The organism is Mycobacterium deserti (assembly GCF_025345615.1).
Taxonomy (GTDB): Bacteria; Actinomycetota; Actinomycetes; order Mycobacteriales; family Mycobacteriaceae; genus Mycobacterium; species Mycobacterium deserti.
In genome coordinates this window covers 48,328-71,168 of record NZ_JAODWD010000006.1, presented here as the reverse complement: position 1 = coordinate 71,168, position 22,841 = coordinate 48,328, and the positions used below count along the sequence as shown (strand labels likewise).

Below are 22,841 nucleotides of genomic sequence, written 5' to 3'. Positions count from 1 at the left end.
GCGCCAATTAGTGTTCGGCTGTGGGGTTCGAACAGCAACGCACCGACGCCGAGCTGTTGGCCGCCCACGTCGCCGGCGACCGCTATGCGTTCGAGGAGTTGTTCTACCGCCATCAACGCCAGCTGTACCGGCTCGCGCGGTTCACCAGCCGCAACCCCGACGACGCCGCCGACGCGCTGCAGGACGCCATGCTGGCCGCGCACCGGAATGCGCCGAAGTTCCGCCACGACGCGGCGGTCAGCAGCTGGCTGTACCGCATCGTGCTCAACGCCTGCCTGGATCGGTTGCGTCGCAACAAGGTTCAGCCCACGACCCCACTGCCCGACGATGTCGGCGTCGGTGACCCGACGCTGCGGGTGGACACGGCGATCGTCATCGAGCGCGCGCTGATGCGCCTGCCCGTCGAACAGCGCGCAGCGGTGGTCGCGGTCGACATGCAGGGGTACTCGGTGGCCGAGACGGCCCGCATGCTCGGCGTCGCCGAGGGCACGGTCAAAAGTCGGTGCCACCGGGCCAGGGCCAAGCTGGCCGAGGCGCTCGCACCCCTCGACGCCCCCGCCGCCGCGGAGCCCGTCGAACGTTGAGGGAACCGTGAACGCATCCGCAACGTCCAAGCTGTCGTGGTGGAGACTGGCTAGCGATGGACCCCTCGGCGCACGACTCGACCCACGACCGGGTGCGCGTCGAACTCGCCCGACTCGGGGCGGACGCGGGGTCGGCCCCCGAGGTCCCCGAGGAGGTGACCGAACGCGTCGGCGCGGCCCTGCGGGCGGCGGGTCCGGCACATTCGATCGCCCGGCCACGGCTCCAGCGCGGCCAGAAGGTCGGTTTGGCGATCGGCGTCGGGGCGGTACTGGCCGGCGCCGCCGTCGGCATCGGCGCGACGATGCGGGCAGGCCACGAGCCGGCGTGGCCGGCAGGCCCGACCGCCAAGCAGATCACAGTCGCCAGGCCCACCGTCCCGCTGGCTGACGCCGAGATCATCGGGCTGCTGTCGCGCACACCCGACTACGGGTCCCTCGACGACCCGCAGCGGCGCGCGGCGTGCCTCGACGCGGTCGGCCACCCGGCGACACGGGTGTGGGGCGCGCGTCCCGTCGAGGTCGACGGCACGCCAGGGATCCTGCTGGTGCTGCCCGGCGACTCGGCCGGAGACGTCATCGCCCTGGTGGTCACACCGGAATGCAAGGCGGCTCACACCGGCCTGTTGGCCGAAACCACGGTCACTCGTCCGTAATCTGACCTCCAGACTGCGCGGGAACACCCCGGCTTAGGCTGGTGTTTGTACTCGTGCCGACGAAATCGGCAGAAAGGCTCCCATGACCTCCTCAGCCACGGTGCACGACCTGATCATTATCGGATCCGGTCCCGCCGGCTACACCTCCGCCGTTTATGCGGCGCGCGCGCAACTGAAGCCGCTGGTGTTCGAAGGCACCCAGTTCGGCGGAGCACTCATGACCACCACGGAGGTGGAGAACTACCCGGGCTTCCGCGACGGCATCACCGGCCCGGAACTGATGGACCAGATGCGCGAGCAGGCGCTGCGGTTCGGGGCCGACCTCCGCATGGAGGACGTCGACGCCGTCTCGCTCGACGGACCGATCAAGACCGTCACCGTCGGTGACGAGACGCACCAGGCTCGCGCCGTGATCCTCGCGATGGGCGCCGCGGCGCGCCACCTCGGCGTGCCCGGCGAAGAGGGGCTGATCGGCATGGGCGTGAGCACCTGTGCCACCTGCGACGGGTTCTTCTTCCGCGACCAGGACATCGTGGTTGTCGGCGGCGGCGACTCGGCGATGGAGGAGGCCACCTTCCTCACCCGGTTCGCCCGCAGCGTCACCGTGGTACACCGCCGCGAGGAATTCCGTGCCTCGCGCATCATGCTCGACCGCGCGCGCGCCAACGAGAAGATCACCTTCATGCTCAACACGACCGTCACCCAGATCGAGGGCGATCCCAAGGTCACCGGCGTGCGGCTTCGCGACACCGTGACCGGCGAGGAGTCGAAACTCGATGTCACCGGCGTGTTCGTCGCCATCGGGCACGATCCGCGTTCCGAGCTCGTGCGCGGACAGGTCCACCTCGACGAGGACGGATACGTGCTGACCGAAGGCCGAACCACCAACACCTCGCTCGAAGGAGTGTTCGCCGCGGGCGACTTGGTCGACCGCATCTACCGACAGGCCATCACCGCCGCGGGCAGCGGCTGTGCGGCCGCCATCGACGCCGAGCGCTGGCTCGCCGAACACAGCGCGGGGCCGGACGACGAAGAGACCTCAGTACCGATCTGATAGGAGCACCACCATGGCCGACACCACATCCAAGTCCTCTGGATCTTCGACGGTCGCCGTCACCGACGACTCGTTCTCCAGCGAAGTGCTGTCCAGTAGCACCCCCGTGCTGGTCGACTTCTGGGCGACCTGGTGCGGCCCATGCAAGATGGTCGCCCCGGTGCTCGAGGAGATCGCCCGCGACAAGGCCGGCCAGTTGACGGTCGCCAAGCTCGACGTCGACGCCAACCCGGCCACCGCGCGTGACTTCCAGGTCGTGTCGATTCCGACGATGATCCTGTTCAAGGACGGCGCCCCGGTCAAGCGGATCGTCGGCGCAAAAGGCAAGGCCGCGCTGCTGCGCGAACTCGCTGACGTGGTCTAACGCCGCCGATCGGCGACCAGACACCGGCCTGGGCTTTTCTCGATTCGCCCAAGCGTCTGCGACAATTTGGCATAGCAACCTGTCGGCGCACGCCGCTGACAACTGTGACCGAAAGGCCGCCCATGTCGAGTCTGCGTCGCGGTGACCGCGGGGGTGCGGTCACCGAGATCCGGGCTGCGTTGTCGTCGTTGGGGATGATCGACAGTCCCGACGCCGAGATCACCACCGGAAAGCACGTCGCGCTCGATGCGTTCGACGACGAACTCGACCACGCGGTGCGCGCATTCCAGCAGCACCGCGGGCTGCTGGTCGACGGAATCGTCGGTGAGGCGACCTATCGTGCACTGAAGGAGGCGTCGTATCGCCTCGGTGCGCGCACGCTCAATCACCAGTTCGGCGCGCCCATGTACGGCGACGACGTCGCGACGCTTCAGGCCAGGCTCCAGGACCTCGGGTTCTACACCGGTCTGGTCGATGGGCATTTCGGTCTGCAAACCCACAACGCGCTGATGTCGTACCAGCGTGAGTACGGGCTGTATCCGGACGGCATCTGCGGCCCGGAAACGTTGCGGTCGCTGTACTTTCTCGGCTCACGCGTCACCGGCGGGTCGCCGCACGCGATCCGCGAGGAGGAACTGGTCCGAAGCTCGGGGCCGCGGCTGTCCGGTAAGCGGATCATTATCGATCCTGGCCGCGGCGGCTCCGATCACGGGCTGATCATGCAGGGACCCGAAGGCCCGATCAGCGAAGCAGACATCCTGTGGGACTTGGCAAGTCGGCTCGAAGGCCGGATGACGGCGATCGGGATGGAGACGTTCCTGTCCCGGTCGGCCAACCGAGCGCCGATCGACGCCGAACGCGCCGCAACCGCCAATACGGTGGGCGCCGATCTGATGATCAGCCTGAGGTGCGCCACCCAGGCCAGCCCGGCCGCCAACGGCGTCGCGTCGTTTCACTTCGGCAACTCGCACGGCTCGGTGTCGACCATCGGCCGTAACCTCGCCGACTTCATTCAGCGAGAAGTGGTGGCGCGCACCGGATTACGTGACTGCCGCGTGCACGGACGGACGTGGGATCTGCTGCGGCTGACCCGGATGCCCACCGTTCAGGTCGACGTCGGGTACATCACCAACCCGCACGACCGCGACATGCTGGTGTCGGCGCCTGCGCGTGACTCGATCGCCGAGGGCATCCTCGCCGCGGTAAAGCGCCTTTATCTACTCGGCAAAAACGACCGTCCGACAGGCACATTCACGTTCGCCGAGCTACTGGCTCACGAGCTGTCGGTGGAGCAGGCCGGCCGCGCGGTTCAGTAGCAGGGGCTCGATCCCGCCCCGACCGGCTGCTGCAGCTGGGCGCTCTCGAGCAGCCGCTCCAGAGCGGCCTCGACGTCGGCCTTCCACCCCAAGCCCTGTTCGAGTTCGAGGCGCAGCCGCGGGAAGTACCGATGCTGAGTGACGACGACGAAGCCGGCGTCCTGCAACAGGTCGGCGTCCAGGACGCACTGGTCCACCGAGCAGTCCCCCAGCACATCGACGACGGGCTTGATGTCCGGCGGCACCGCCCGTGGGTCGAGCAGCTCGGCGACCTCCGATGTCCGACCGAACGCCTCGAGCGCCCGCGCGCCGCGGCGGACGAGGTCGCCGACAACCGCCGCGATCAAGGTGCGCGGAAGCACGTCGGCGGCGTCACCGGGCTCCACACCCATCGAGGTCAACAGAACGGCGTCGGCGCTGACTGGGCCGGACGGGAAGTGCCGCGCGCGCGGCACCGCGGTGGGCGGGGCATAGAACGCATAGCCCAGACACGTCGCGTCGTCGAGCAGCTCTTGCGGCGGGCCGTCGTCGTCACCACCTGCACACTCGACCGCGACCTGACCGCACGATCCCCACTCGAGCATGACCATCGACAGCCACGCTTCCTTCTCGAATTCGGGATCGGAGAGATGCGCGTCGGCGGTAGCGGACGGCTCCATCTCCCAGTACACGCATCTGCGTGCATGCTTGGGCAGCTGCTCGAAGGCTTCGAGCCGCAGGGGTGTGGTTCGTGCTGGCACTAAACTCCCCGTGGTTCTCGCGGTGCTGAAGTGCACGGCTGCCACTTCAGGATAGAAGGGCGCGGCGACGTGCGTCCGAATTCGACGCGCCGAATCCCGGCGTTCCACGCCGAGCGCGAAAGATGTTGATGCACAGAGCTTTCCGCCTTCTGGTCTCGCGCGCTGCCGCCGACAGCTCGGTGTATGTCACAGTGACGTAATTACCGCGGGTGGTAGGTCAGCCCTTCTCCGCGCTCATCAAGTCCACGATGCGCTGTAGGTCGTCGACCGACCCGAACTCGACGACGATCTTGCCTTTACGTTTGCCGAGACTGACCGTCACCCGGGTGTCGAACGCCGTCGAGAGGCGCTCAGCAACATCCTGCAGGCCCGGCATGTGAATGGGCTTGCGCTTCGGGTTCGGCGGGGCGGCGGGCCCGGCGCGATTCGCCAGGGTGACTGCTTCCTCGGTGGCCCGCACCGACAGTCCCTCGGCGATGATGCGCGCCGCCAGTTCCTCCTGCTGTTCGGGTCCACCTTCGAGCGACAGCAGTGCCCGTGCGTGCCCGGCCGACAGAACGCCGGCGGCCACCCGACGCTGCACGGGGATGGGGAGCCGCAGCAGCCGGATCATGTTCGAGATGAGCGGCCGAGACCGTCCGATGCGGGCGGCGAGTTCGTCGTGGGTGACGCCGAACTCGTCGAGCAACTGTTGGTAGGCCGCGGCCTCTTCCAGAGGGTTCAGTTGGACGCGGTGGATGTTCTCCAGCAGCGCGTCGCGGAGCATGCTGTCGTCGGCGGTCTCGCGGACGATCGCCGGGATCGCCGTGAGGCCGGCCTGTTGTGACGCGCGCCAGCGGCGCTCCCCCATGACCAGTTGGTAGCGCGGCGCGCCCTGCTCGGTGGCCGGCAGCGCCCGCACCACGATCGGCTGCATGAGCCCGAACTCGCGGATGGAGTGGACGAGTTCGGACAGGGCCTCGTCATCGAAGACCTGGCGCGGCTGACGCGGGTTCGGCTCGATCGTCGACGGGTCGATCTCGCGGTACACCGCGCCGACCGCACTGGCCTCCGGTGGTGGGGCGCCCGTGCCGCCGCCGAGGACGACATCGGCGGCCGCGGCGCCCATCGTCGGCCCGAGCGACGACGCGTCGCCATCGGCCGGGCCGGTGGGAATGAGCGATGCCAGCCCGCGGCCGAGGCCGCTGCGCTTGCGGGTGGGGTTGGTCATTGGTGCAGTCTCCTCTGGCCCGGCTGTCTGCTCTTCGCGCGAGTGCTCATCGCCGCTCCGCGATCTCACGGCTCGCATCGAGATAGCTCATCGCCCCGCGTGAGCCGGGGTCGTAGTCGAGGATCGTCATGCCATAGCCGGGCGCCTCGGACACCTTGACGCTGCGTGGGATGACGGTTCGCAAAACCTTCTCGCCGAAGTGTGCCCGAACATCCTCGGCCACTTGGTCGGCCAGCCGCGTGCGGCCGTCGTACATCGTCAGAATCACGGTTGTCACTTCGAGGTCGGGATTGAGGTGCGACTTCACCATCTCGATATTGCGCAACAACTGGCCCACACCTTCGAGGGCGTAGTACTCGCATTGAATGGGGATCAGCACCTCGGGTGCGGCGACGAGCGCGTTGATGGTCAACAGGCCCAGCGAGGGTGGGCAGTCGATGAAGACGTAATCGAAGTCGTAGTTCTGGATGCCGGACAGCGCGGTGCGCAGGCGGCCCTCCCGCGCGACCATGCTGACCAACTCGATCTCGGCGCCGGCCAGATCGATCGTCGCCGGCACACAGAACAGGCGCTCGCTGTGCGGGCTGCGCTGAATCGCATCGTTTAGCGGAATCTCACCGATCAGCACCTCGTACGACGACGGCGTGCCCTCGCGATGCTCGACCCCGAGCGCAGTACTCGCATTGCCCTGTGGGTCGAGATCGACGACCAGCACCTGGAGTCCTTGCAGGGCGAGCGCCGCGGCCACGTTGACTGCGGTCGTCGTCTTGCCGACACCGCCCTTCTGGTTGGCGATCGTGAAGATCCGCTGCCGGGCCGGCCGCGGCAGACCGCTCTTCGCGGCGACGTCCAGCAGGCGCACCGCCCGTTCGGCCTCGGCTCCAATCGGGGTGTCCACGACGGCCTCGCTCCACGGCGCGGCGGCGACGGCTTCGCCTTTCCAGTTCCCTCCCCCTGCGCTCGTGCGCGATGTTTCACGTGAAACATCTGCATCGCCTGGTACCCCTTCGTGGGGTGTGCGGTCGTCCGGCACTGAACTCATCCTCGTCTCCCGCTGGTTGCTCGGCGCCTCGTCGGAGCCCCCCGCCGCGCCACCACCGCGGTTGCGGGTGGGTCCAAGTAGTCCGCGCAACATGTCATCACCCTTACATCGACTGCCCCCGCCGCCGTCATCACACGCCGGTGCTCGTGTACCTCGTCGGCCGCCCGCTCGCCTTTCAACGCGATCATCAGGCCGTCCGCCCGCAGCAGCGGCAAGCTCCAACTCGTCAATTTGTCGAGCGATGCCACCGCCCTCGACACGACCGCGTCCACCTCCCCCACTTGTTCCCGCACCCCGCGATCCTCCGCTCGTCCCCGGACCACCGTCACGCTCAGCCCGAGCGCGTCGACGGCTTCGCGCAGGAAGTCACTGCGGCGCAGCAGAGGTTCGATGAGCGTGACTCGGCAGTCGGGCCGAGCCATCGCCAACGGTATCCCGGGCAGGCCTGCGCCACTACCGATGTCGGCAACTCGGGCGTCTGGCTGGAGCAATTCGGCGATGGCGGCGCTGTTGAGGATGTGCCGGTCCCAGAGACGGCCGACTTCACGCGGTCCGATGAGGCCGCGTTCGACGCCGGCCCCGGCCAGGATCTCGGCATACCTGCGGGCGTCACCTACCCGCGCTCCGAACAAGGCGTCGGCCGCCGGTGGCGCCGCCGGCACCTCGTCATGTTTCACGTGAAACATCCTTCGAAGACTCCAGGGCGCCGAGCGGCGACGCGCACGAACTACACAGATGTAACTTCAGTCGATCAGCACGACGACGCGGCGCGACGGCTCCACGCCCTCGCTCTCGCTGTGCACACCCTCCACAGCGGCCACCGCGTCGTGCACGATCTTGCGCTCGAAGGGCGTCATCGGGGCGAGCTCTTCACGGTCCCCGGTCTCGAGCACCCGGCGCGCCACCTTCTCGCCCAGCGCGGCCAGTTCGTCGCGGCGACGCCGGCGCCACCGCGCGATGTCGAGCATCAGCCGGCTGCGCTCGCCGGTCTTCTGGTGGACCGCCAACCGAGTCAACTCCTGCAGCGCATCAAGCACCTCGCCCTTGCGCCCGACAAGCTTGTTCAGATCAGTCCCGCCGTCGATGCTCACCACCGCTCGGTCGCCCTCTACGTCGAGATCAATGTCCCCATCGAAGTCGAGCAGATCCAACAACTCCTCGAGGTAGTCTCCGGCGATCTCGCCCTCGGCAACGAGGCGGTCCTCCATGTCCTCCTCGCCCGGCTCCGCACTCGTCGCGGTGTCGGGTGAAGTCGTGTCCTCGTCCGTGAGGCGTTCGGTCGTGTCGGCGTCTGTCATGCCTGTCTCTCTTTCGTCCGCCGGTGGGGAACCGGGTTATCGCTTGCGCTTCTTCGGCCGCGCGCCCGGCCGCGGGGACGCGCCGGGTCGCGGTGTGCGGTTGCCCGCACCCGACGTCGTCCTGCCGTTGCCGTTGTTCGTCGCCGGCTTGGCATCTGGTGGCACGTCCAGTGCCGAATCGTCCGCTGCACTGTCGCTGACCTCGCTGCCGTCGCTCGACGTGATCTCGGCGGACGCCGGCTGGGTCTTGGAACGCTGCTTCTTGGGCTTGGCGCCCGGCGGGGGTGCGTTCTGCGCCCGCCGCTCTTGAGCTTCGCGCTTCTTCTCTTCTTCCTCTTTTTCGATCTTGCCGAACACGTAGTGCTGCTGACCGAACGTCCAGATGTTGTTGGCGAGCCAGTACATGATCACCGCCAGCGGCAGGAACGGGCCGCCGACGACAACGCCGAGCGGGAAGACGTACAGCGCCAGCTTGTTCATCATCGCGGTCTGGGGGTTGGCCGCCGCTTCCGGACTCTGCCGCGCCACCGACGCCCTGCTGTTGAAGTAGGTCGCGACGCCGGCCAGGATCATGAACGGCACACCGACCGCGATCACCGCGGGCCGGTGGAATTCGGTGAACGCCTCGAGCCCGTGCTGCTGAATCATGGTGGCGCCCAGCGGTGCGCCGAACAGGTGGGCGTCCAGGAAGTGCCCCACGTCGGTCGCGCTGAACACGTAGTTGCCGAGCGACCTGTTCTCCTCTACCGACAGGCCGAGCCGGCCGATGCCGGTCTGGGTTCGGTTGAAGGACATCAGCACGTGATAAAGCCCGAGGAACACCGGGATCTGGGCGAGCATCGGTAGGCAGCCGAGGATCGGGTTAAAGCCGTGTTCGCGTTGCAGCTTCTGCATCTCCAACGCCATGCGCTGGCGGTCCTTGCCGTACTTCTTTTGCAAGGCCTTGATCTGCGGCTGCAACTCCTGCATCTGCCGCGTGGTGCGGATCTGCCGGACGAACGGCTTGTAGAGGATCGCGCGCAGCGTGAACACGAGGAACATCACCGACAGCGCCCAGGCGAAGAAGTTGTCGGGCCCGAGGAGGAAGGCGAACGCCTTGTACCAGACCCACATGATCGCCGACACCGGGTAGTAGATGATGTCGAGGCTGAACCAGTTAAACACGCGTCTCGCTTCCTGATCGCGATGCCGGGGTGGCCCCCGCATCGTCTGCGGCGTCCGCCGAGAACTCGGATCCGGGTGCACTCGTCTCGTGCGCGTCAGCGCACCGCTCGGGTATCGGGTCCCATCCTCCCTCATGCCACGGTCCGCATTTCAGCAGCCGCACGAGGGCAAGCCACCCGCCTTTGAGCAGGCCGTGCTCCCCCAGGGCGTCGACTGCGTACTGGCTACAAGTAGGTGTGAACCGGCACGTGGGCAATCGCAACGGCGAGATGGTGTGCCGGTACAGCTGGATGACGTAGATCAGACCGCGCGCAGCCGTCGAGCCGAGCCGACCTCTCATCGGTCTGCTCCCGGCTTGGGTCGGGTCCGTCGCAGGGCGGTTCGCAGTTGTTCTTCCAGCCGAGCCGAAATCGCGTGCCGACTACCCGGCAACGCGCGAATCACGACACGGTCGGTTGGCTCGAGTTCGGCGATCAAGGGCCGGGCCACATGCCGCAGGCGACGGGCGACCCGATGCCGCTGCACCGCGTTGCCGACCGATTTCGAGACCACCAGACCGATCCGCGGTCCATCGCGGGTATTGGCACGACGCAGCGCGTGCACGACGAGATCGGGCTGCACCGCGCGCATCCCTTGACTGACCGTGGCACCGAAATCCGCCGACCGCGTCATCCGGTACCGCGCCGGAAGCACCGCGCTAGACCCGGGTCACGCAGTGAGCTTGCGGCGACCCTTAGTGCGCCGGCTCGACACGATCGCCCGGCCTGCCCGGGTCCGCATCCGCAACCGGAAGCCGTGCACCCGCGAACGGCGCCGGTTGTTCGGCTGAAAAGTCCGCTTGCCCTTGGCCACGGCTGTCTCTCCTTGTTTGCATCTGACATCCGCACCTCACCCCGTCGACACTCATGCGGGTGGGGACGCGATTGCCGTTGGTAAGCTCGTCCGTCTCGCTAACCGGCGCGGGCTCCAGGTGAACCTGGGCGCAGCCGTATCGCCACGTGCGGGCGACTGTTCGAGGGTACTGACGAGATTTCGCTGGGTCAAACCTCGTCCGGGCCGTCACCCGCGCCCCCCGAAAACTTCACTTCCGCCACAGCCGTCACGGCATTTGAGAGCCGCTTCCAGAACCCTCAGAAATGTTGCAGAACGGTTGGCACTCGCACAGAAAACTGTTAGCTTCTGCCAATGCCGTTTCCACAAGGATCGGCGCCAGACAACGAAGCGGGGACGCCCAACTCGGTCGCGAGCCCACAGTGTGCACCATCACTGTGACGAGCCCCGGCCCGCGGCGTCCTTGCAAGGTAGACAACTGAGCGACGGCGACTGTTCTCTCCACAGGCTGTGGATAACCATGTGGACAGTTCGTCATCGTTCCTTTGGTCGTCTCCGACCAGCTCTGAGGGGGTAGTGCGTCTTTGACAGCTGACCCCGACCCCCCGTTCGTCGCCGTTTGGAACACCGTCGTTGCCGAGCTGAACGGCGAGGCCCCGATCACCGGCGCGCACAACGGCGAGTCTCGAGAGTCGCAGGTCCCCACGCTCACCCCGCAGCAAAGAGCCTGGCTGAAGATGGTCAAGCCGTTGGTCATCACCGAAGGGTTTGCTCTCCTGTCGGTACCGACCCCATTTGTCCAGAACGAGATCGAGCGGCACCTGCGCGAGCCGATCATCACCGCGTTGAGCCGACAGCTGGGGCAGCGCATCGAACTCGGGGTGCGGATCGCCGCGCCCGGTACCGAGGACAGCGACGACACCTTCAACGGCTCGGCCGGCGGTGCACCCGCCCTCGAGCCCGATGAGGTCGACGAAGACTCCGAAGCCCGCGCGAGCGCGGAGGAGAGTTGGCCGACGTACTTCTCCGGACGGGCCCAGCATGGCGCGGCCGGCGAAGCCACCGCGGTCAATCTCAACCGCCGCTATACGTTCGACACCTTCGTCATCGGCGCATCGAATCGGTTCGCTCACGCTGCGACCCTCGCGATCGCCGAGGCGCCGGCCCGGGCCTACAACCCGCTCTTCATCTGGGGCGAGTCCGGCTTGGGCAAGACGCACCTGTTGCACGCCGCCGGTAATTACGCCCAGCGACTGTTTCCCGGCATGCGCGTCAAGTACGTGTCGACCGAGGAATTCACCAACGACTTCATCAACTCGCTGCGCGACGACCGCAAAGCGTCTTTCAAACGCAGCTACCGCGACATCGATGTGCTGCTCGTCGACGACATCCAATTCATCGAGGGCAAGGAAGGCATCCAGGAGGAGTTCTTCCATACCTTCAATACGCTGCACAACGCCAACAAGCAGATCGTCATCTCCTCGGATAGGCCGCCCAAACAACTGGCCACGCTCGAGGACCGGCTGCGAACCCGGTTCGAGTGGGGCCTGATCACCGACGTCCAGCCGCCGGAGCTCGAGACCCGCATCGCGATTCTGCGTAAGAAGGCGCAGATGGATCGGCTCGACGTCCCCGACGACGTGCTCGAGTTGATCGCCAGCAGCATTGAACGCAACATCCGCGAACTCGAGGGCGCACTCATCCGAGTCACCGCATTCGCGTCGCTGAACAAGACGGCGATCGACAAGTCGCTCGCCGAGATCGTGTTGCGCGATCTGATCTCGGACGCCTCCACGATGCAGATCAGCACCGCGGCGATCATGGCCGCCACAGCCGAGTACTTCCAGACCTCCATCGACGAGCTGCGCGGGCCCGGCAAGACCCGCGCGCTGGCACAGTCGCGCCAAATCGCGATGTATCTCTGCCGCGAACTCACCGACCTTTCCCTGCCGAAGATCGGCCAGGCGTTCGGCCGCGATCACACCACAGTCATGTACGCCGAGAAGAAGATCCGCGGCGAAATGGCCGAGCGACGCGAGGTGTTCGATCACGTGAAGGAACTCACGACGCGCATTCGTCAGCGTTCCAGGCGCTGATTCGGTACTTCCTCTACATCTTCTGGCGCCGAATTTCAGAAAAACTTTCGCACCGTCGGTACCTCTTGTCACACCCGCGGCCTGTGCACACCGGTGTGGACAACTTGGGATCAACTACCCCCGGTGGCGCACTGTCCTACACAACCCGGCCCGTCTCCACAGACGATGCGCGCCGCGACACCGACGATCCACAGCGCACTCACATCACGACACGCTTGTCGTGCAGCGCCGACACCCGTTCATCCCCAGTGTCCACAGCCCCTAATACTGTTGCTTGTAAATCTCCGTAGATTGTTCTTTGAAGAAGCCTGTTGGGGACACATCGATCCCATGGGCGCAGACACCGTCGATGACGCCGGATGTCAGGGCTATCGATTAGCTTTCAAGTTGGCACGGAAAGCTCTACGGTGATTCAGCGGAACCGATACGGTCCTCCCGACGCATCGCTGAGAGGCGTGGTGAGACACCGGGAAACCGCTGATTAGCGCTTGTTGTGGTATTGATCGAAGGGACCCTATGGACGTGGCGACGACAACGGTTGGTCCCACCGATTTGAAGTTTCGCCTGGTTCGCGAGGACTTCGCCGACGCGGTTGCGTGGGTGGCTCGTAATCTGCCGACCAGGCCTACCGTTCCGGTCTTGGCGGGTGTTCTGCTCACCGGCTCCGACGAGGGCCTGACCATCTCCGGCTTCGACTACGAAGTGTCGGCCGAGGTGCAGGTCGCCGCCGAAATCGCCTCGCCGGGAAGCGTTTTGGTGTCCGGTCGGCTGTTGTCCGACATCACCCGTGCCTTGCCGGCCAAACCCGTCGACGTCAGCGTCGAAGGCACCCGCGCAGCACTGACCTGCGGCAGCGCCAGATTCTCGCTGCCGACCATGGCGGTGGAGGACTATCCGGCGCTGCCGTCACTGCCCGACGAAACCGGTGTGATTTCGTCGCAGTTGTTCGCCGAGGCCATCGGACAGGTGGCCGTGGCGGCAGGGCGTGACGACACGTTGCCGATGCTCACCGGCATTCGCGTTGAAATCTCCGGTGAGAAGGTCGTTTTGGCAGCCACCGACAGATTCCGCCTTGCGGTTCGCGAATTGACCTGGTCCACCACGTCGGCCGACATCGAGGCTGCGGTGCTGGTGCCGGCCAAGACGTTGTCCGAAGCCGCCAAGGCGGGGTCCGACGGGGCTGACGTGCACCTGGCCCTCGGCTCGGGATCGGCCGTCGGCAAGGAGGGTCTGCTCGGCATCCGCAGCAACGGCAAACGCAGCACGACCCGTCTGCTGGACGCCGAGTTCCCGAAATTCCGTCAGCTCCTTCCTGCCGAGCACACCGCGGTGGCGACCATCGGGGTCGCCGAACTGACCGAAGCGATCAAACGTGTGGCGCTGGTCGCCGACCGTGGCGCGCAGATCCGCATGGAGTTCGCCGACGATGTTCTCCGGTTGTCGGCCGGCGCCGACGACGTCGGTCGCGCCGAGGAGGATCTGCCTGTCGAGTTCTCCGGTGACCCGTTGACCATCGCATTCAATCCGACGTACCTGACAGACGGGTTGGGGTCGCTGCACTCAGAGCGGGTCGCGTTCGGTTTCACGACACCCAGCCGCCCGGCGGTGTTGCGTCCGGCGAGTGAGGACAGCGCAACTGACGGTGCGGGGCCGTTCCCCGCCGCGCAGACGGACTACGTGTACCTGTTGATGCCGGTGCGCCTTCCCGGCTGACCGGCCGATGCGCACGCGAGGAGCACGGCGGTAACCCGCCACGAGAGGGGCGCACATGCAATTGGGGCTGGTCGGCTTGGGCAAGATGGGCTTCAACATGCGCGAGCGCCTGCGCGAAGGCGGGCATGAAGTCATCGGCTACGACCCTCGGCCGGAAGTCACCGATGTGCCGACTCTGGGCGCGCTCGCCGAAGCGCTCGACGCACCGCGCACGGTATGGGTGATGGTGCCGTCGGGGCCTGTCACCGATCAGACCATCGTCGCGTTGGCCGACGTGATGAGCCCCGGCGACCTGGTCATCGACGGCGGAAACTCGCGCTTTACCGAAGATGGCCGGCATGCGAAATTGTTGGCCGACAAGGGAATTGCGTTCATCGACGCCGGCGTGTCCGGTGGTATCTGGGGATTGACCGAGGGCTACGGGCTGATGGTCGGCGGCAGCGACGACAACGTCGCGCGGGCGATGCCGATTTTCGAGACGCTGCGCCCGCCGGGACCGCGGGAGGACGGCTTCGTGCACGCAGGCCCGGTCGGTGCAGGACACTTCGCCAAGATGGTGCACAACGGCGTGGAGTACGCCTTGATGACCGCTTACGCAGAGGGTTACGAGATGTTGGCCGCCGAGGATCTGATCAAGGATCCGCAGGCGGTGTACCAAGCCTGGAGCAACGGCACGGTGGTGCGATCGTGGCTGCAAAAACTCCTGGCCAAGGCGCTCAAAGAGGATCCCGGCTTCGACCAGATCTCCGGCTACACCGAGGATTCCGGGGAGGGTCGGTGGACGGTAGAGGAAGCCATCCGACTACGGGTGCCGGTGCCGGGCATCGCCGCTTCGTTGTTCGCGCGCTTCCTGTCGCGCCAGGATGATTCACCGACCATGAAGGCGGTGGCGGCGCTGCGCAACCAATTCGGTGGCCACGCGGTCAAACGCATCAGCGAATCGGGCTAGTGGTGCACGTCCGGCATCTGGGATTGCAGGACTTCAGGTCGTGGGCGCGGGTCGACCTCGACTTGGAACCCGGCCGGACGGTGTTCGTCGGCCCGAATGGTTTCGGCAAAACCAATCTGGTTGAGGCGCTGTGGTATTCGTCGACCCTTGGCTCTCATCGCGTCGGCACCGACGCGCCGTTGATTCGCGCAGGTGCAGAGCGCGCGGTGGTCTCCACCATCGTCGTCAACGAGGGTCGCGAGCTTGCGGTGGATCTGGAGATCAACCCCGGCCGTGCGAACAAGGCACGGCTCAACCGCTCCCCCGTCCGCTCGGCCCGCGAAATTCTCGGTGCGCTGCGCGCGGTGTTGTTCGCGCCGGAGGATCTGTCGCTGGTGCGTGGCGACCCGGGCGAGCGACGTCGATACCTTGACGACTTGGCGACTGTCCGTCGACCACAAGTCGCGGCGGTCCGCGCCGACTACGACAAGGTGTTGCGCCAGCGCACGGCGCTCTTGAAAACCGCGGCGGGTGCGCGGTACCGGGGCGACCGCAGCGTACTGGACACACTTGATGTCTGGGACGGGCATCTCGCTGTCAACGGTTCCCAACTGATCGCCGCGCGCGTCGAGCTGGTCAATCAGCTGGCACCGGAGGTCGAGAAGGCCTACCAACTCCTCGCTCCCGCGTCGCGACCGGCTTCGATCCGTTATCGCAGCGGCGTCGAGGTGGTTGAGCAAGAAGCCGCGGCGGGCACCGGTAGCGCCGAACTGTTCGAAGCCGCCCTCCTCGACGCGATGGCGCGTCGGCGCGACGCCGAACTCGAACGCGGTGTCTGCCTGGTGGGTCCGCACCGCGACGACCTCGAATTGCGGCTCGGCGACCAAACCGCGAAAGGTTTTGCCAGCCACGGGGAATCGTGGTCGATGGCGTTGGCGCTGCGACTCGCGGCGTATGAGTTGTTGCGCGCTGACGGCGGAGGCGATCCGGTGTTGCTGCTCGACGATGTGTTCGCCGAACTCGACAGCGCGCGCAGGCAGGCGCTGGCGAATGTCGCCGCCACGGCCGAGCAGGTGCTCGTCACCGCCGCTGTGCCTGACGACATTCCGGGTGACTGGGACGCGCGCAGGGTGGAGATCACGATGCGCGACGACGACAACGGCCGAATCTCGGAGGTACAGGAATGACCGAATCACCGGAACCCCCCGCGCACCTGGCGCACCTGAAGGGGATGGATCTGGTCCGGCGCACCCTCGAGGAGGCGCGCGGCGCCGCGCGCAGTCAAGGCAAGGACGTCGGCCGTGGCCGGTCGTCGATCCCGCGCAAGGTCGCGGGCAACAGCAGGCGGCGGTGGTCTGGGCCGGGCCCGGATTCGCGTGACCCGCAGGTGTTCGCCGCGGCGACGCGCGACCTGGCCCGTAGCCGCGGGTGGTCGGCGCGCGTGGCGGAGGGCGCGGTGTTCGGCAGGTGGCAGACGGTCGTCGGAGACCAGATCGCCTCGCACGCCACTCCCACAGCTCTGGACGAGGGTGTGCTAACGGTGTCCGCGGAGTCCACGGCGTGGGCGACCCAGCTGCGGATGGTGCAGGCGCAGCTTCTCGCCAAGATCGCCGCGGCGGTCGGCGACGGTGTCGTGAACAAGCTGAAGATCGTCGGCCCGGTGGCCCCGTCGTGGCGCAAGGGCAAGTACCACATCGCTGGCCGCGGGCCGCGCGACACGTATGGTTAGGGCTCGACGAGGTGGTTTCTCAGAGCCGCCAGAACGACGCGATCATAGTTCTCAAGCGTCCTGAGGCACCTAGTTCCGAGAAATTCCACAGGCGGCGCAAATAGGTGTGCAGAAACGCCGCCTCAGAATCGGTGCTGTGGGCCTCTGACGGTAGGATGGTCGCAGATCCGCAGACGGTCTCTCATCCGTCTCGCAAGCCTCCCGGCAAAAGACCAAGGAGAAGCGTCCAACGTGGCTGCCCAGAAGAAGAATGCTCCCAAGGAGTACGGCGCCGATTCGATCAAGGTCCTCGAAGGCTTGGAGGCGGTCCGGAAACGGCCGGGCATGTACATCGGCTCCACGGGCGAGCGCGGTCTGCACCATCTGGTCTGGGAGGTGGTGGACAACGCCGTCGACGAGGCGATGGCGGGCTTCGCCACTCGCGTCGACGTCCGGATTCTCGCCGACGGCGGGGTCCAGGTCACCGACGACGGCCGCGGCATCCCCGTGGCGATGCACTCGACCGGCATCCCGACCGTCGACGTCGTGATGACGGTTCTGCACGCCGGCGGCAAGTTCGAGCAGGGCGCCTACCAGGTGTCCGGTGGTCTGCACGGTGTGGGCGTGTCGGTGGTCAACGCATTGTCCACCCGCCTGGAAGCCGACATCTGCACCGACGGCTACGAGTGGTTTCAGTCCTACGACCGGTCGGTTCCGGGAACCCTCAAGCAGGGCCAGAAGACCAAGAAGAAGGGCACCACGATCCGGTTCTGGGCGGATCCGGACATCTTCGAGACCACGGTCTACGACTTCGAGACGATCGCCCGGCGCCTGCAGGAGATGGCATTCCTCAACAAGGGATTGACCATTGAACTCACCGATGAGCGGGTCACCCCCGAAGAGGTGGTCGACGACGTGGTCAGCGATCACGCCGAGGCGCCGAAGTCGGCGGAGGAGAAAGCCGCCGAGGCCGCGGCACCGCACAAGGTCAAGCACAGGGTGTTCCACTACCCCGGCGGCCTGGTCGATTTCGTCAAGCACATCAACCGGACGAAGTCGCCTATCCAGCCCAGCGTCATCGACTTCGACGGCAAGGGCGAGGGCCACGAGGTAGAGATCGCGATGCAGTGGAACGCCGGCTACTCCGAGTCGGTGCACACCTTCGCCAACACCATCAACACCCACGAGGGCGGCACCCACGAAGAGGGCTTCCGCGCGGCGCTGACATCGGTGGTCAACAGGTACGCCAAGGACAAGAAGCTGCTCAAGGACAAGGACCCCAACCTCAGCGGTGAGGACATCCGCGAGGGGCTGGCCGCGGTGATTTCGGTCAAGGTGTCCCAGCCGCAGTTCGAGGGCCAGACGAAGACGAAGCTCGGCAACACCGAGGTGAAGTCGTTCGTCCAGAAGATTTGCAACGAACAGATCGGCCACTGGCTCGAGGCAAATCCGGCGGAAGCGAAAACCGTTGTGAACAAGGCGGTCTCGTCAGCGCAGGCCCGTCTGGCCGCGCGCAAGGCCCGCGAGCTGGTCCGCCGCAAGAGCGCCACCGACATCGGCGGGCTGCCGGGCAAGCTGGCCGACTGCCGCTCCACCGATCCAAAGAAGTCGGAACTGTATGTGGTGGAGGGTGACTCGGCCGGCGGTTCGGCCAAGAGCGGGCGCGACTCGATGTTCCAGGCGATCCTTCCGCTGCGCGGCAAGATCATCAACGTCGAGAAGGCCCGCATCGACCGCGTGTTGAAGAACACCGAAGTCCAGGCGATCATCACCGCGCTGGGCACCGGCATCCACGACGAGTTCGACCTCAGCAAGCTGCGTTACCACAAGATCGTGTTGATGGCCGACGCCGACGTCGACGGCCAGCACATCTCGACGCTGCTGTTGACGCTGCTGTTCCGTTTCATGAAGCCGCTGATCGAGAACGGCCACGTGTTCCTGGCCCAGCCGCCGCTGTACAAGTTGAAGTGGCAGCGCAGCGAACCGGAGTTCGCCTACTCCGACCGCGAACGCGACGGCCTGCTCGAAACCGGCCGTGCTGCGGGCAAGAAGATCAACACCGAAGACGGCATCCAGCGCTACAAGGGCCTCGGCGAGATGGACGCCAAGGAACTGTGGGAGACCACCATGGACCCGTCGGTGCGGGTGCTCCGCCAGATCACGCTCGACGATGCGGCGGCGGCCGACGAACTGTTCTCAATTCTGATGGGTGAAGACGTCGAAGCACGTCGAAGCTTCATCACCCGCAACGCCAAAGACGTTCGCTTCCTGGATGTTTAGCGCGAAGCTCACCGACCCAACCAAGGACTCATCGAATGACTGACACCACGTTGCCGCCCGGCGACGAAGCCGGGGACCGCATCGAGCCGGTCGACATCCAGCAGGAGATGCAGCGAAGCTACATCGACTACGCGATGAGCGTCATCGTCGGGCGCGCCTTGCCCGAGGTGCGTGACGGTCTCAAGCCGGTGCATCGGCGCGTGCTCTACGCGATGTTCGACTCAGGTTTCCGGCCCGACCGCGGGCATGCGAAATCCGCGCGCTCCGTTGCCGAGACGATGGGCAACTACCACCCGCACGGCGACTCGTCGATCTACGACACCCTGGTCCGGATGGCCCAGCCCTGGTCGCTGCGGTACCCCCTGGTCGACGGCCAGGGCAACTTCGGCTCGCCCGGCAACGACCCGCCAGCGGCGATGCGCTACACCGAGGCGCGTCTCACGCCCCTGGCTATGGAGATGCTACGTGAAATCGACGAGGAGACAGTCGATTTCATTCCCAATTACGACGGTCGCGTCCAGGAACCGACGGTTCTGCCGAGCCGGTTCCCCAACCTGCTGGCGAACGGTTCGGGCGGCATCGCCGTCGGCATGGCCACCAACATGCCGCCGCACAACCTGCGCGAGCTCGCCGAAGCCGTGTACTGGTGCCTGGAGAATTTCGACGCCGACGAAGAGGCGACACTGGCCGCCGTCACCGAACGCGTCAAGGGCCCCGACTTCCCCACCCACGGTCTGATCGTCGGCTCACAAGGGATCAACGACACTTACACCACCGGCCGCGGGTCGATCCGGATGCGCGGCGTGGTGGAGATCGAGGAAGACTCCCGCGGCCGCACCGGCATCGTCATCACCGAACTGCCGTATCAGGTCAACCACGACAACTTCATCACCTCGATCGCCGAGCAGGTCCGCGACGGCAAGCTGGGCGGCATCGCCAACATCGAGGACCAGAGCAGCGACCGGGTGGGCCTGCGCATCGTCGTCGAGATCAAGCGCGATGCGGTGGCCAAGGTGGTGCTCAACAACCTCTACAAGCACACCCAGCTGCAGACCAGTTTCGGCGCGAACATGCTGTCCATCGTCGACGGCGTACCCCGCACGCTGCGGCTCGACCAGCTGATCCGCCACTACGTCAACCATCAGCTCGACGTGATCGTCCGGCGCACCACCTACCGGTTGCGCAAGGCCAACGAGCGCGCCCACATCCTGCGCGGTCTGGTCAAGGCGCTCGACGCGCTCGACGAAGTGATCGCGCTGATCCGGGCGTCGGAAACCGTCGACGTGGCGCGGCAGGGGTTGATCGAGCTGCTCGATATCGACGACATTCAGGCCCAGGCCATCCTCGACATGCAGTTGCGCCGCCTGGCGGCCCTGGAACGGCAGAAGATCGTCGACGACCTGGCCAAGATCGAGGCCGAGATCGCCGACCTCGAGGACATTCTGGCCAAGCCGGAGCGGCAGCGCGCCATCGTGCGTGACGAGCTCAAAGAGCTCGCCGACAAGTACGGCGACGACCGTCGCACCCGGATCATCCCGGCCGACGGCGACGTCGCCGATGAGGACCTGATCGCCCGCGAGGACGTCGTCGTCACCATCACCGAGACCGGCTACGCCAAACGCACCAAGACCGACCTGTACCGCAGCCAAAAGCGCGGCGGTAAGGGCGTGCAGGGCGCCGGCCTCAAGCAGGACGACATCGTCAACCACTTCTTCGTGTGCTCGACGCACGACTGGATCCTGTTCTTCACCACGCAGGGGCGGGTGTACCGCGCGAAGGCCTACGACCTGCCGGAGGCCTCGCGCACCGCGCGCGGCCAGCATGTGGCCAACCTGCTGGCGTTCCAGCCCGAGGAGCGCATCGCCCAGGTCATCCAGATCAGGACCTATGAGGACGCGCCGTATCTGGTCCTGGCCACCCGCAACGGGTTGGTGAAGAAGTCGAAGCTCACCGACTTCGACTCGAACCGCTCCGGCGGCATCGTGGCGGTCAACCTGCGCGATGGCGACGAACTGGTCGGCGCGGTGCTCTGCTCGTCCGACGACGACCTGCTGCTGGTCTCGGCCAAGGGCCAGTCGATCCGGTTCTCAGCAACCGATGAGGCGCTGCGTCCGATGGGACGCGCAACCTCCGGTGTGCAGGGCATGCGGTTCAACACCGACGACGAATTGTTGTCGCTCAATGTGGTGCGTCCGGACACGTATCTGCTGGTCGCGACGTCCGGCGGTTACGCCAAACGCACCGCGATCGAGGAGTACAGCCCGCAGGGCCGCGGCGGCAAAGGGATCCTGACGATTCAGTACGACAAGCGCCGTGGCAGTCTTGTTGGTGCGTTGATCGTTGATGACGACACAGAGTTGTATGCCATCACCTCGGGTGGGGGCGTCATCCGGACCGCGGCGCGCCAAGTCCGAAAGGCCGGGCGGCAGACCAAGGGTGTTCGGTTGATGAACCTGGGCGAGGGCACGACACTGATTGCCATCGCGCGCAACGCTGAGGAAGGCGACAGCACCGACGAGGTCAATACGGACCTCGGGGACTAGTCAGCCTCGGGAGAAGTGAGGAGCCGTAGGTGAGCTCACCGAACGAGCCGGGATATCCGCGTGCTGGTGACAGTCCAGGGGGCAACGGCTCCGTCCCCGGGTTGGGGCCGGCCCACGACGGCGGTTCACTCGGTAACGCCGCCACGCGCCGACCTGTCGGTGAGTCCGGCGACGTCCCGCCTTGGCAGCGCGGTCCCGCAGCGCGGGCGGCAGGGCAGACCAGGCGCGAGCCGGAACCGCCCACCAGAAGTGAGGCGGCGGCCAGAACCGAGGCGCCGCGCGGCGCCAGCGGTGAGGCACCGCGCCCGACCGGCGGTGGCGGGGGCCACTCCCCCGCCGTCGATGCGCGGCTGAACCGTTTTCTGTCCGGGAGTTCAGCGCCCACCCACGAGCAGGAGGCGCCCGCGCGCAGCGAGCGGCCCGAGGCGTATGCCAGTGAGCTGCCCGACCTGTCCGGGCCGACGCCCAGGCCGCGCAAGGCCACCCCAGATCGTCCGGCCCCGGAGCCGCCGAGCCGGCCCGCGACGGCGCCAACCGGCGGACGCATGCAGGTCGGCGCCCGTCCGCACGGCCCGGTGCGGGCCAGTATGCAGATCCGCCGGATCGACCCGTGGAGCACGCTGAAGGTGTCCCTGGTGCTGTCGGTCGCGCTGTTCTTCGTCTGGATGATCGCCGTGGCGTTCCTGTACCTGGTCCTCGGCGGAATGGGTGTGTGGAGCAAGCTGAACAGCAACGTCGGCGACCTGCTGACCAGTGCCAGCGGCAGCACCGGCGGTGAGTTGGTGTCCAGCGGCACCATCTTCGGCGGCGCAGCGCTGATCGGTCTGGTCAACATCGTGTTACTCACGGCGATGGCGACGATCGGGGTGTTCATCTACAACCTGACCACCGACATCGTCGGCGGGGTGGAAGTCACGCTCGCGGATCGGGACTGAACGCATCAGCGGTTTGGGTGGCGGCTTACCATTGCGGTAATCTCGTCGCTCGGCCATGCAGGCAGTACGGGGCTATAGCTCAGGCGGTTAGAGCGCTTCGCTGATAACGAAGAGGTCGGAGGTTCGAGTCCTCCTAGCCCCACGGAAGGGTCACACATGAGGCAGTTGCTTCTGCTCTCCGCTGGGATCGCCGCGGTCCTCGCCGTCGCGGTCTGGCGGTCGCGCCACGGCGTCGAGGTGTGGCACGCGGCGGCCGACATACCGGCCTGACCCAAGGGGCCTTAGCTCAGTTGGTAGAGCGCTACCTTTGCAAGGTAGATGTCAGGAGTTCGATTCTCCTAGGCTCCACTCCTGTTGTTATCGGGTGTTCGAAAACACCTCT

The 22,841-nt window shown here is 66.3% G+C and carries 22 protein-coding genes and 2 tRNA genes; 15 read left to right on the top strand and 9 right to left on the bottom strand.

Going from position 1 to position 22,841, the window contains the following annotated elements:
- Nucleotides 1-20: 20 nt before the first annotated feature.
- The 5 genes from sigM (at nucleotide 21) to N4S67_RS23060 (ending at nucleotide 3,971) form a co-directional block, all read left to right on the top strand.
- On the top strand, nucleotides 21-584 hold the full coding sequence (gene sigM, locus N4S67_RS23080; RefSeq protein ID WP_260995372.1) for an RNA polymerase sigma factor SigM: 564 nt from the start codon (nucleotides 21-23) through the stop codon (nucleotides 582-584).
- A gap of 56 nt (nucleotides 585-640) precedes the next feature.
- Nucleotides 641-1,237: a hypothetical protein gene (locus N4S67_RS23075; protein ID WP_260995371.1), complete on the top strand. Its 597-nt coding sequence runs from the start codon at nucleotides 641-643 to the stop codon at nucleotides 1,235-1,237.
- Nucleotides 1,238-1,319: 82 nt separating this feature from the next.
- Nucleotides 1,320-2,291, top strand: a complete 972-nt coding sequence (trxB, locus tag N4S67_RS23070) for a thioredoxin-disulfide reductase (RefSeq protein ID WP_260995370.1) — start codon at nucleotides 1,320-1,322, stop codon at nucleotides 2,289-2,291.
- A 13-nt stretch (nucleotides 2,292-2,304) separates the two neighbouring features.
- Nucleotides 2,305-2,655: a thioredoxin gene (gene trxA / locus N4S67_RS23065; RefSeq protein ID WP_260995369.1), complete on the top strand. Its 351-nt coding sequence runs from the start codon at nucleotides 2,305-2,307 to the stop codon at nucleotides 2,653-2,655.
- 122 nt (nucleotides 2,656-2,777) lie between these two features.
- Complete coding sequence (locus N4S67_RS23060; protein ID WP_260995368.1) at nucleotides 2,778-3,971, top strand: N-acetylmuramoyl-L-alanine amidase; 1,194 nt, start codon at nucleotides 2,778-2,780, stop codon at nucleotides 3,969-3,971.
- Here N4S67_RS23060 and N4S67_RS23055 read toward each other — a convergent pair.
- The 9 genes from N4S67_RS23055 to rpmH all read right to left on the bottom strand — a co-directional run bounded on the left by N4S67_RS23055 (nucleotide 3,965) and on the right by rpmH (nucleotide 10,277).
- Nucleotides 3,965-4,711 (bottom strand): acetyltransferase, encoded by a 747-nt coding sequence (locus tag N4S67_RS23055; protein ID WP_260995367.1) that lies wholly within the window; start codon nucleotides 4,709-4,711, stop codon nucleotides 3,965-3,967. The two genes, N4S67_RS23060 and N4S67_RS23055, sit on opposite strands and share 7 nt — an antisense overlap.
- A 217-nt stretch (nucleotides 4,712-4,928) precedes the next feature.
- Nucleotides 4,929-5,921: a ParB/RepB/Spo0J family partition protein gene (locus N4S67_RS23050; protein ID WP_260995366.1), complete on the bottom strand. Its 993-nt coding sequence runs from the start codon at nucleotides 5,919-5,921 to the stop codon at nucleotides 4,929-4,931.
- Nucleotides 5,922-5,967: 46 nt separating this feature from the next.
- Nucleotides 5,968-6,963 (bottom strand): ParA family protein, encoded by a 996-nt coding sequence (locus N4S67_RS23045; RefSeq protein ID WP_260995365.1) that lies wholly within the window; start codon nucleotides 6,961-6,963, stop codon nucleotides 5,968-5,970.
- Entirely contained in the window at nucleotides 6,960-7,649 is a 690-nt protein-coding gene (gene rsmG, locus N4S67_RS23040) for a 16S rRNA (guanine(527)-N(7))-methyltransferase RsmG (RefSeq protein ID WP_260995364.1), read from the bottom strand. The genes N4S67_RS23045 and rsmG overlap by 4 nt, the downstream gene beginning before the upstream one ends.
- Nucleotides 7,650-7,706: 57 nt before the next feature.
- A complete protein-coding gene (locus tag N4S67_RS23035; protein ID WP_260995363.1) occupies nucleotides 7,707-8,261 on the bottom strand; it encodes a Jag family protein in 555 nt (184 codons plus the stop codon).
- A 36-nt stretch (nucleotides 8,262-8,297) separates the two neighbouring features.
- Nucleotides 8,298-9,467 (bottom strand): membrane protein insertase YidC, encoded by a 1,170-nt coding sequence (gene yidC, locus N4S67_RS23030; RefSeq protein ID WP_260995362.1) that lies wholly within the window; start codon nucleotides 9,465-9,467, stop codon nucleotides 8,298-8,300.
- Entirely contained in the window at nucleotides 9,418-9,765 is a 348-nt protein-coding gene (yidD, locus tag N4S67_RS23025; protein WP_260995361.1) for a membrane protein insertion efficiency factor YidD, read from the bottom strand. Before yidD ends, yidC begins: the two co-directional genes overlap by 50 nt.
- Nucleotides 9,762-10,118, bottom strand: coding sequence for a ribonuclease P protein component (gene rnpA, locus N4S67_RS23020; RefSeq protein ID WP_260995360.1), 357 nt, complete (start codon nucleotides 10,116-10,118; stop codon nucleotides 9,762-9,764). The genes yidD and rnpA overlap by 4 nt, the downstream gene beginning before the upstream one ends.
- Before the next feature lie 15 nt (nucleotides 10,119-10,133).
- Nucleotides 10,134-10,277: a 50S ribosomal protein L34 gene (gene rpmH / locus N4S67_RS23015; RefSeq protein WP_260995359.1), complete on the bottom strand. Its 144-nt coding sequence runs from the start codon at nucleotides 10,275-10,277 to the stop codon at nucleotides 10,134-10,136.
- 563 nt (nucleotides 10,278-10,840) lie between these two features.
- Between rpmH and dnaA the strand changes: the two genes are divergently transcribed.
- The 10 genes from dnaA (at nucleotide 10,841) to N4S67_RS22965 (ending at nucleotide 22,807) form a co-directional block, all read left to right on the top strand.
- Nucleotides 10,841-12,352: a chromosomal replication initiator protein DnaA gene (gene dnaA / locus N4S67_RS23010; protein WP_260995358.1), complete on the top strand. Its 1,512-nt coding sequence runs from the start codon at nucleotides 10,841-10,843 to the stop codon at nucleotides 12,350-12,352.
- A gap of 516 nt (nucleotides 12,353-12,868) precedes the next feature.
- A complete protein-coding gene (gene dnaN, locus N4S67_RS23005) occupies nucleotides 12,869-14,065 on the top strand; it encodes a DNA polymerase III subunit beta (RefSeq protein WP_260995357.1) in 1,197 nt (398 codons plus the stop codon).
- A 55-nt stretch (nucleotides 14,066-14,120) separates the two neighbouring features.
- Nucleotides 14,121-15,014: a phosphogluconate dehydrogenase (NAD(+)-dependent, decarboxylating) gene (gnd, locus tag N4S67_RS23000; RefSeq protein ID WP_260995356.1), complete on the top strand. Its 894-nt coding sequence runs from the start codon at nucleotides 14,121-14,123 to the stop codon at nucleotides 15,012-15,014.
- A gap of 2 nt (nucleotides 15,015-15,016) precedes the next feature.
- The gene (gene recF, locus N4S67_RS22995; RefSeq protein ID WP_260995355.1) at nucleotides 15,017-16,180 is read left to right on the top strand and encodes a DNA replication/repair protein RecF; all 1,164 of its coding nucleotides are present in this window, start codon (nucleotides 15,017-15,019) and stop codon (nucleotides 16,178-16,180) included.
- Nucleotides 16,177-16,722, top strand: coding sequence for a DUF721 family protein (locus tag N4S67_RS22990; RefSeq protein WP_260995354.1), 546 nt, complete (start codon nucleotides 16,177-16,179; stop codon nucleotides 16,720-16,722). The genes recF and N4S67_RS22990 overlap by 4 nt, the downstream gene beginning before the upstream one ends.
- Before the next feature lie 231 nt (nucleotides 16,723-16,953).
- Entirely contained in the window at nucleotides 16,954-18,981 is a 2,028-nt protein-coding gene (gene gyrB / locus N4S67_RS22985) for a DNA topoisomerase (ATP-hydrolyzing) subunit B (protein ID WP_260995353.1), read from the top strand.
- Between the two features lie 35 nt (nucleotides 18,982-19,016).
- On the top strand, nucleotides 19,017-21,524 hold the full coding sequence (gene gyrA / locus N4S67_RS22980) for a DNA gyrase subunit A (protein ID WP_260995352.1): 2,508 nt from the start codon (nucleotides 19,017-19,019) through the stop codon (nucleotides 21,522-21,524).
- Between the two features lie 29 nt (nucleotides 21,525-21,553).
- Nucleotides 21,554-22,459: a DUF3566 domain-containing protein gene (locus N4S67_RS22975; RefSeq protein ID WP_260995351.1), complete on the top strand. Its 906-nt coding sequence runs from the start codon at nucleotides 21,554-21,556 to the stop codon at nucleotides 22,457-22,459.
- Between the two features lie 68 nt (nucleotides 22,460-22,527).
- Nucleotides 22,528-22,601 (top strand) — tRNA-Ile (locus tag N4S67_RS22970).
- 133 nt (nucleotides 22,602-22,734) lie between these two features.
- Nucleotides 22,735-22,807, top strand: a tRNA-Ala gene (locus N4S67_RS22965).
- The last annotated feature ends 34 nt before the right edge of the window (nucleotides 22,808-22,841 follow it).

Bases quoted from the DNA above. Each gene is read 5' to 3' on its own strand.
- N4S67_RS23050 (WP_260995366.1), bottom strand. From the start codon at position 5,921: ATGACCAACCCCACCCGCAAGCGCAGCGGCCTCGGCCGCGGGCTGGCA.
- trxB (WP_260995370.1), top strand. From the start codon at position 1,320: ATGACCTCCTCAGCCACGGTGCACGACCTGATCATTATCGGATCCGGT.
- gnd (WP_260995356.1), top strand. From the start codon at position 14,121: ATGCAATTGGGGCTGGTCGGCTTGGGCAAGATGGGCTTCAACATGCGC.
- yidC (WP_260995362.1), bottom strand. From the start codon at position 9,467: ATGCGGGGGCCACCCCGGCATCGCGATCAGGAAGCGAGACGCGTGTTT.
- dnaN (WP_260995357.1), top strand. From the start codon at position 12,869: ATGGACGTGGCGACGACAACGGTTGGTCCCACCGATTTGAAGTTTCGC.
- gyrA (WP_260995352.1), top strand. From the start codon at position 19,017: ATGACTGACACCACGTTGCCGCCCGGCGACGAAGCCGGGGACCGCATC.
- N4S67_RS23060 (WP_260995368.1), top strand. From the start codon at position 2,778: ATGTCGAGTCTGCGTCGCGGTGACCGCGGGGGTGCGGTCACCGAGATC.
- yidD (WP_260995361.1), bottom strand. From the start codon at position 9,765: ATGAGAGGTCGGCTCGGCTCGACGGCTGCGCGCGGTCTGATCTACGTC.
- N4S67_RS23075 (WP_260995371.1), top strand. From the start codon at position 641: ATGGACCCCTCGGCGCACGACTCGACCCACGACCGGGTGCGCGTCGAA.
- rsmG (WP_260995364.1), bottom strand. From the start codon at position 7,649: ATGTTTCACGTGAAACATGACGAGGTGCCGGCGGCGCCACCGGCGGCC.
- N4S67_RS22990 (WP_260995354.1), top strand. From the start codon at position 16,177: ATGACCGAATCACCGGAACCCCCCGCGCACCTGGCGCACCTGAAGGGG.
- N4S67_RS23045 (WP_260995365.1), bottom strand. From the start codon at position 6,963: ATGAGTTCAGTGCCGGACGACCGCACACCCCACGAAGGGGTACCAGGC.
- N4S67_RS23035 (WP_260995363.1), bottom strand. From the start codon at position 8,261: ATGACAGACGCCGACACGACCGAACGCCTCACGGACGAGGACACGACT.
- trxA (WP_260995369.1), top strand. From the start codon at position 2,305: ATGGCCGACACCACATCCAAGTCCTCTGGATCTTCGACGGTCGCCGTC.